The 7,127-nt window shown below is 68.6% G+C and carries 9 protein-coding genes; 6 read left to right on the top strand and 3 right to left on the bottom strand.

Annotation, left to right across the window (positions count from 1 at the left end):
• The coding region (gene leuS / locus KDJ86_RS18965) for a leucine--tRNA ligase (RefSeq protein WP_291749498.1) at window positions 1-1,602 on the bottom strand (1,602 nt) is incomplete at its 3' end.
• Between the two features lie 181 nt (window positions 1,603-1,783).
• Between leuS and nthA the strand changes: the two genes are divergently transcribed.
• The 4 genes from nthA (at window position 1,784) to KDJ86_RS18945 (ending at window position 4,287) form a co-directional block, all read left to right on the top strand.
• Entirely contained in the window at window positions 1,784-2,434 is a 651-nt protein-coding gene (nthA, locus tag KDJ86_RS18960; protein ID WP_291749495.1) for a nitrile hydratase subunit alpha, read from the top strand.
• Window positions 2,434-3,090: a nitrile hydratase subunit beta gene (nthB, locus tag KDJ86_RS18955; protein ID WP_291749493.1), complete on the top strand. Its 657-nt coding sequence runs from the start codon at window positions 2,434-2,436 to the stop codon at window positions 3,088-3,090. The genes nthA and nthB overlap by 1 nt, the downstream gene beginning before the upstream one ends.
• Window positions 3,080-3,478, top strand: coding sequence for a nitrile hydratase accessory protein (locus KDJ86_RS18950; protein WP_291749491.1), 399 nt, complete (start codon window positions 3,080-3,082; stop codon window positions 3,476-3,478). Before nthB ends, KDJ86_RS18950 begins: the two co-directional genes overlap by 11 nt.
• A 125-nt stretch (window positions 3,479-3,603) precedes the next feature.
• A complete protein-coding gene (locus tag KDJ86_RS18945; protein ID WP_291749488.1) occupies window positions 3,604-4,287 on the top strand; it encodes a YggS family pyridoxal phosphate-dependent enzyme in 684 nt (227 codons plus the stop codon).
• A gap of 481 nt (window positions 4,288-4,768) precedes the next feature.
• Here KDJ86_RS18945 and KDJ86_RS18940 read toward each other — a convergent pair whose 3' ends face one another.
• Window positions 4,769-5,296 (bottom strand): L,D-transpeptidase family protein, encoded by a 528-nt coding sequence (locus tag KDJ86_RS18940; protein WP_291749486.1) that lies wholly within the window; start codon window positions 5,294-5,296, stop codon window positions 4,769-4,771.
• Between the two features lie 148 nt (window positions 5,297-5,444).
• Here KDJ86_RS18940 and KDJ86_RS18935 point away from each other — a divergent pair, with 148 nt between their 5' ends.
• Entirely contained in the window at window positions 5,445-6,128 is a 684-nt protein-coding gene (locus tag KDJ86_RS18935) for a response regulator transcription factor (RefSeq protein WP_291749484.1), read from the top strand.
• 46 nt (window positions 6,129-6,174) lie between these two features.
• Window positions 6,175-6,666 carry a cyclic nucleotide-binding domain-containing protein gene (locus KDJ86_RS18930; protein WP_291749481.1) on the top strand — a complete coding sequence of 164 codons (492 nt, stop codon included), beginning with the start codon at window positions 6,175-6,177 and terminating at the stop codon, window positions 6,664-6,666.
• Between the two features lie 33 nt (window positions 6,667-6,699).
• On the opposite strand, the gene KDJ86_RS18925 is transcribed toward KDJ86_RS18930, so the two are convergent.
• The coding region (locus KDJ86_RS18925) for an endonuclease/exonuclease/phosphatase family protein (RefSeq protein WP_291749478.1) at window positions 6,700-7,127 on the bottom strand (428 nt) is incomplete at its 5' end.

Below are 7,127 nucleotides of genomic sequence, written 5' to 3'. Positions count from 1 at the left end.
GTGGCCGGCCCGGGGCGCGGTGGAGCGGGCGAAATAGCGCGACGGGTCGGCGAAGGTGTCCATGGTGTCGGTCTCGCGGGTCGCCTTGCCGCCGCATTGCGGGCAGGTGACGTGCTTCCAGGTCGGGTGGTGGTCGAGCGGGTTGCCGGGACGGTCGAAGGCGACGTCGGCGGGCAGCTCGACCGGCAGGTCCGCGTCCGGCACCGGGACGATGTCGCAGGTCGGGCAGTGGATGACCGGGATCGGGCAGCCCCAGTAGCGCTGGCGCGAGATGCCCCAGTCGCGGAGCCGGTAATTGACCTCGCGGACGCCTTGCGGATGGCCGCCGAGGGTCTGGCCCTCGAGCCGGACGGCCATCGCCTCCTTCGCCTCCGGCACCTCCATGCCGTCGAGGAAATCGGAATTGATCAGCTGGCCGTCATCGACATAGGCCTCGTCGCCGGTCTCGAACTGCTCGATCCAGGCGGCGAATTCGGCGCCGGTATCGATGACGTCGAGGGGGGCGACGACCGGCTTGATCGGCAGGTGATACTTGGTGGCGAAGTCGAAGTCGCGCTGGTCGTGGGCCGGGCAGCCGAAGATCGCGCCGGTGCCGTAGCCCATCAGCACGAAGTTCGCGACATAGACCGGCAGCCTGAGGTGCCTGTCGATCGGGTGGACGACCTCGAGGCCGGTATCGAAGCCGTGCTTCTCGGCGGTCTCAAGCGCCTCCTCGCTGGTACCGGCGCGATGGCATTCGGCGATGAACTCGGCGAGCGCCGGGTTGCCGGCGGCAAGCGCGGTGGCCAGCGGATGGTCGGGCGAGACGGCGAGGAAGCTCGCGCCGAACAGGGTGTCGTGGCGGGTGGTGAAGACCTCGATATCATCGAAGCCCTCGGGTGGCCGGCCGTCGAAGGCGAAGCGGACGCGCATGCCCTCGGAGCGGCCGATCCAGTTCCGCTGCATGACGCGGACCTTCTCCGGCCAGCGGTCGAGGGTGTCGAGGGCCGACAGCAGGTCGTCGCTGAAGGCGGTGATGCGGAAGAACCACTGGGTCAGCTCGCGCTGCTCGACGGGCGCGCCTGAGCGCCAGCCGCGGCCGTCGATGACCTGCTCGTTGGCGAGCACGGTCTGGTCGACCGGATCCCAGTTGACCCGCGACTTGCGGCGATAGGCGAGGCCGGCCTTGTAAAGGTCGGTGAAGAGCTTCTGCTGGCGGGCGTAGTAATCGACGTCGCAGGTGGCGAATTCGCGCGTCCAGTCGATGGCGAGGCCCATCAGCTTCAACTGGTCGCGCATCGTCGCGATGTTGTCGTAGGTCCAGTCGCGCGGATTGACCCTGTTCTGCATGGCGGCGTTTTCCGCCGGCAGGCCGAAGGCGTCCCAGCCCATCGGATGGAGGACGTTATGGCCGCGCGCGCCCATGTAGCGGGCGACGACATCGCCCATGGTGTAGTTGCGGACATGGCCCATGTGGATGCGCCCGGAAGGGTAGGGGAACATCTCCAGGACGTAGTATTTCGGCCGCGGGTCGTCGTTCTTCGTCTCGAAGATGCGCTTTTCGGCCCAGGCGGCCTGCCACCGGGCCTCGGACTCTTTCGGATTGTATCTTTCGCTCGCCATCGCCGGAAAACGCGTCGGAAACCTTGTTGGCGCCGCCATTTCGACCGGTGGCGCGCCGGGACACTCACCAGAATCGCCGCGGGCGGTCAACCGGAAAGGCATGAAATGAGGTTTTCCCGGTCGAGCCGAAAAGGCGCTACACTCCGGGCCGACAGCGTTCATGGTCGAGGAGGACCCGCCAATGTCGGGCCACGACAGCCACACAATCGCCCACATCCACGAAGAGCTGCACAGCCACCTGCCGCCGGAGCCGGCGCTGAGGGTCAAGGCGCTGGAGAGCCTGCTGGTCGAGAAGGGGATGCTCGACCCGGCGACCGTCGATGCGTGGATCGAGGTCTTTACCGAGGAGATCGGTCCGAAGCGCGGCGCGGCCGTCGTCGCCAGGGCGTGGACCGATCCCGATTTCAAGGCGCGGCTGCTGGCCGACGGGACGGCGGCGATCACCGAGCTCGGCTTCGACGGGTGGGCGGGCGGCCATCTCAAGGTGGTCGAGAACACGCCGGACGTTCACAACCTGATCGTCTGCACGCTCTGCTCCTGCTATCCGCATTCGGTGCTCGGCATCCCGCCGAACTGGTACAAGACCGCCGCCTATCGCGCCCGCGCCGTCCGTGATCCACGCGGCGTGCTGGCGGAATTCGGCGAGGACGTGCCGGAGTCGGTCGCGATCCGGGTCTGGGATTCGACCGCCGAGCTCCGCTACATGGTGCTGCCCGAGCGGCCGGCCGGCACCGAGGGCTGGGACGCGGCGGAGCTCGCGGACCTGGTGACCCGGAACGCGATGATCGGAACGGCGCGGGACCTGACGCCGGGCAAGGGGGAGGCCGGCTGATGGACGGCATCCACGATCTCGGCGGACGCCAGGGCTACGGCCCGATCGACGTCGGCGAGCCGGAAGAGCCGTTCCATGAGGCATGGGAGGCGCGGATGCTCGGCATCGTCCGGTCGATGAGCCGGGTGGCGCCGTGGAGCATCGACTGGTTCCGCCACGTGCGCGAGCTGATCGAGCCGGTCGACTACCTGACGCGGCCCTATTACGACCAGTGGCTCCAGACCTATGCGGCGATGATGGTCAATTCCGGCGTCGCGACGGTCGGGGAACTGGCGAGCGGCAAGTCGGCCGCCGCGATCCCCGGTCTCGCGCCGCCGATGACGCCGGACAAGGTCGCTGCGGCGACAAGGAACACGGCCCGCTTCGACCGTCCGGCAACCGAGCCACCGCGCTTCACGGTCGGCGAGGCGGTGCGTGCCCGGATCGACGCCAATCCCGGCCATACCCGGCTGCCGCAATATGTGCGAGGCCGCCGTGGCGAGGTGACCGCCCATCACGGTGCGCATGTCTTTCCCGATGCCAGTGCGGCCGGCGAGGAACGGCCGGAGACGCTCTACACGGTTTGCTTCGCCGCGACCGAGCTCTGGCCGGAAGCGACGGCGGCCGGGGATCGGGTCTATCTCGACTTGTGGGAGAGCTACCTTGATGCCGCCTGAGGCGACCGGGATCGCGCCGCGGGCAAGCGATGAGGGGCCGGTCCGTTTCGCCGAGCCGTGGCATGCGCAGGTGCTGGCGATCGCCAACGGGCTGGCGGAGGCGGGCCTCTTCTCGCGCTCCGACTGGGCGGCGGCGCTCGGCGCGGCGCTCCGGCGGGCGGAAGCGGCCGGCGGGCCGGACGATGACGCGACCTATTACGCCGCGGCGCTTGCCGCACTGGAGGGGCTGGTGGCCGAGCGGTCGCCGGAAGCCGGCGGCTCGCTCGAGGGCCGCGTCGAGGCGTGGCGTCGGGCCTATCTCCGGACACCGCACGGCAAGCCGGTCGAGCTCTCCGCCGGGCTCGAAGCGGACGACGCTGACGAGGACGTATCCCTTCGCGGGGCGTGACGTTGGGGCTCTTACCCCTCTCTCGCTTCGCTACCGGTCGGCTCTGCCGCCGGAAGCTCCGCGGTCTCCCCCACAAGGGGGGAGAGGGGCGTTGCGTCGGCGCCTGCTTCGCGTAAGAAGGGCGGATGGACACCCAAACGACCAATCATCCCGGCCTGGCGGAAGTTCGCGAGCGTGTCGCCGCGGCCGAGAAGGAAGCGGGACGGGCGGCCGGCTCGGTGCGGCTCATCGCGGTGTCGAAGACCTTCGACGCCGAGGGGATCCGGCCGGTGATCGCCGCCGGCCAGCGGGTCTTCGGCGAGAACCGGGTGCAGGAGGCAGCGGGCAAGTGGCCGGCGCTGAAGGCCGAGACGCCGGACATCGAGCTCCACCTGATCGGGCCGCTGCAGTCCAACAAGGCGCGCGACGCGGTCGCGCTGTTCGACGCGATCCACACCATCGACCGGGACAAGATCGCCGGAGCGGTCGCCGCCGAGATGGCGAGGCTCGGACGGAGCCCGCGTCTGCTGGTGCAGGTCAATACCGGCGCCGAGCCGCAGAAGGCCGGGGTGCTGCCGGAGGAGACGGACGCCTTCGTCGCGCGCTGCCGGTCGGTGCATGGGCTTACGATCGACGGGCTGATGTGCATCCCGCCGGTCGAGGAGTCGCCGGCGCCGCATTTCGCGCTGCTTGCCAAGATCGCCGGGCGGCTTGGCCTCGAGTCCCTTTCCATGGGGATGAGCTCGGACTTCGAAACGGCGATCGCCTTCGGCGCGACGGACGTCCGGGTCGGCAGCGCGATCTTCGGGACGCGGCCGCCGCTGGTCTAGGTGTTTAGTCCCTCTTTCCGGACCAACAGATCCCCGTACAGGGCTGTCCACGCGACGTCCGACCGTCCCCTTGTGGGAGGGGTCAAAGCGGCGCGGCCGCTTCGGGGAGCGGTGTGCGATCCGTTGAACCGCCTTACCCCTCCCCAAAACCGCAGGCGCGGTTTTGGTCCTCCCACAAGGGGAGGGCTGACGGGCGTCGTGCTCCGGGGAGGGACGGTCGTGAGGACAGGGTGAGTCCGGTCCTCGGCCCGCCGTATTCGCGTCCTTCGAGGCCCGCGCTTCGCGCGGGCACCTCAGGATGGCGGGGTTGTTTGCCGCGTGGGGGTTGTTTGCGGCGTGGGGGTTGTCCGCCAGGCCGGATGGGGGGGCGGTGTGATGGCTGCCCACCCCGCCATCCTGAGGTGCGAGCGGAGCGAGCCTCGAAGGACGCACGGCGGCACCGCGATCCTCACCACATGGCGGGGTTCCTGTGATGCCGAGCTCAGCGGATATCCATCCCGGTTCCCGGCCCGCAGTGGGCGAGGATGCGCTGCATCGCTTGCTCCGTGACGGCGACGCAGCCGGCGGTGGGTCGGAAGCCGGGGGCGGCGAGGTGGAAAAAGATGGCGCTGCCCGCGCCGCGACGGGGGTGCAGGAAATTGTAATCGAGGACGACGACGAGGTCGTAGAGGTGGTCGCGCCGCCACAACTCCTCGTGGCTCGCGGGATAGGGGAGGCGGACCGGGCGGTTGTAGCGGCGGTCGGCAGGGTCGTCGCACCAGCCGGAATCAGGACGGATCGGCGCGACGGGGAGGAGGGTGACCGGGCGGCGCAGGCGATCGGGGCGGAAGAAGACCGAGAGGAGCGCGAAACGGCCGGCCGGCGTGACGCCGTCGCCCTCGCGTTTTCGCGTCGCGATGCCGCCACGGCCGAGGGCGCATGGCACGGTCAAGCCGCCCGCGACGAGCATGCCGCGGGTCCGATCCGGCCCGAGAGACGCGACGCGGATGTCGCGGATCGAAGATTTCACTGTAAAATGCCCCGTTTCCTCGATTTCGCCATGGGAGCCACCTTTGCTTGCACCCCCATGGGGTTGAGGTCTACACCACATCCTAGGCTGATTCCGATGGATTCCGCCGGTTTCGTCCGGAAGCCGGCAAGATGAACAGAGGCGACACATGCCCGCCCGCAAGATCCTGGTCGTCGACGACGACGAAGTGCTTCGCGAAAGCCTGGTCGAACAGCTTTCCCTCTACGAGGAATTCGACATCGAGGATGCCGAAAACGCCACCAAGGGGGTGCAGGCCGCGCGCCAGGGCCGGCTCGACCTGGTGATCATGGATGTCGGGCTGCCCGACATGGACGGCCGCGAGGCGGTGAAGCTGCTGCGCAAGAGCGGATTCAAGGCGCCGGTCATCATGCTGACCGGTCAGGATTCCGAATCCGACACGATCCTCGGCCTCGAGGCGGGCGCCAACGACTACGTCACCAAGCCCTTCCGCTTCGCGGTGCTGCTGGCGCGGATCCGGGCCCAGCTCCGCCAGCACGAGCAGAGCGAAGACGCGGTGTTTACCATCGGCCATTATACTTTCCGGCCGAGCGCCAAGATGCTGGTCGACGAGCGCGGCCAGAAGGTCAGGCTGACCGAGAAGGAAACCGCGATCCTCAAGTTCCTCTATCGGGCGGGCGAGAAGGTGATCGGCCGCGACGTGCTGCTGCACGAGGTATGGGGCTACAACTCCGGAGTGACGACCCATACGCTGGAAACCCACATCTACCGGCTCAGGCAGAAGATCGAGAAGGACCCGTCCAAGGCGGAGCTTCTGGTCACCGATGTCGGCGGCTACAAGCTGGTTCCCTGATGGACCCCATGGACGGTCGGCGGGCGGGCGGTCGACGGGCTGACGCATGAGCCTCGATCGCGACATCTCGCTGCTTTCGCGGATACCGCTTTTCGCCGGTCTGTCGACCGAGCAGCTCCGGCTGCTCGCCTTCAGCGCGGTGCGGCTCGAGCTGCACCCGGGGCAGGTGCTGTTCCGCGAGGGGGCGACCGCGATGTCGGGCTATGTGGTCGCCTTCGGGGGGATCGAGCTGGCGACCGGCCATGGTACCAAGCGCAATATCCTGATGACCTGCGAGGCCGGCAGCCTGATCGGCGAGATCGCGCTGTTCATCGAGACGCGACGGCCGGTGACGGCGACGGCCGTGGTCTCCTGCGAGGTGCTGGAGATCGACCGCAAGCTGATGACCCGGATGCTGAACGAATATCCCCATGTCGCGCTGAAGCTCCGCGCGACGCTGGCCGGCCGGCTGGTCGCGACGGTCGGCGAGCTTGGCAAGGTCGACAAGGCACTGAGGGGCATCGACGACACGCCGCTGAGGCGCAAGGATTCGGCCTGAGCCGATCGGCCGCTGACGACCGGCTCGTCGCGATCAGCCTGTTGAAATCCGCGCAATCACCGGAACATGGTCGGACGGCTGCTTCCAGCCGCGCGTGGCGCGAATGACCTCGGTGCCCTCCAGGCGGCCGGCAAGATGCGGCGTCACCCAGACATGGTCGAGGCGGCGGCCCTTGTCGGCCGTGGCCCAGTTCGGCGCGCGATAGCTCCACCACGTATAGAGCTTCTCCTCCGGCGGCACGAAGCGGCGCATCGCGTCGACCCAGCCGCCGGCGGCGCGGACCTGCTCCATGCGCTCGGTCTCGACCGGGGTGTGGCTGACGATCCTGAGGAGCTGCTTGTGCGACCAGACGTCGTTTTCGAGCGGGGCGATGTTGAGGTCGCCGACGAGGACGGCCTTGCGGTCGGTCTCGGCGCCGGTCAGCCAGATCGCCATCTCGTCGAGGAAGGCGAGCTTGTGGG

Origin of the sequence: Bauldia sp. (assembly GCF_020442045.1) — a bacterium.
Lineage (GTDB): Bacteria > Pseudomonadota > Alphaproteobacteria > Rhizobiales > Kaistiaceae > Bauldia.
Note: the sequence above shows the minus strand (reverse complement) of the source record. Positions and strands in the feature narration are given on the sequence as shown.

What these genes read in the sequence shown, in the direction of transcription:
- KDJ86_RS18950 (WP_291749491.1), top strand. Translation starts at nt 3,080, where the DNA reads ATGCCGCCTGAGGCGACCGGGATCGCGCCGCGGGCAAGCGATGAGGGG.
- nthB (WP_291749493.1), top strand. Translation starts at nt 2,434, where the DNA reads ATGGACGGCATCCACGATCTCGGCGGACGCCAGGGCTACGGCCCGATC.
- KDJ86_RS18945 (WP_291749488.1), top strand. Translation starts at nt 3,604, where the DNA reads ATGGACACCCAAACGACCAATCATCCCGGCCTGGCGGAAGTTCGCGAG.
- KDJ86_RS18935 (WP_291749484.1), top strand. Translation starts at nt 5,445, where the DNA reads ATGCCCGCCCGCAAGATCCTGGTCGTCGACGACGACGAAGTGCTTCGC.
- nthA (WP_291749495.1), top strand. Translation starts at nt 1,784, where the DNA reads ATGTCGGGCCACGACAGCCACACAATCGCCCACATCCACGAAGAGCTG.
- KDJ86_RS18930 (WP_291749481.1), top strand. Translation starts at nt 6,175, where the DNA reads ATGAGCCTCGATCGCGACATCTCGCTGCTTTCGCGGATACCGCTTTTC.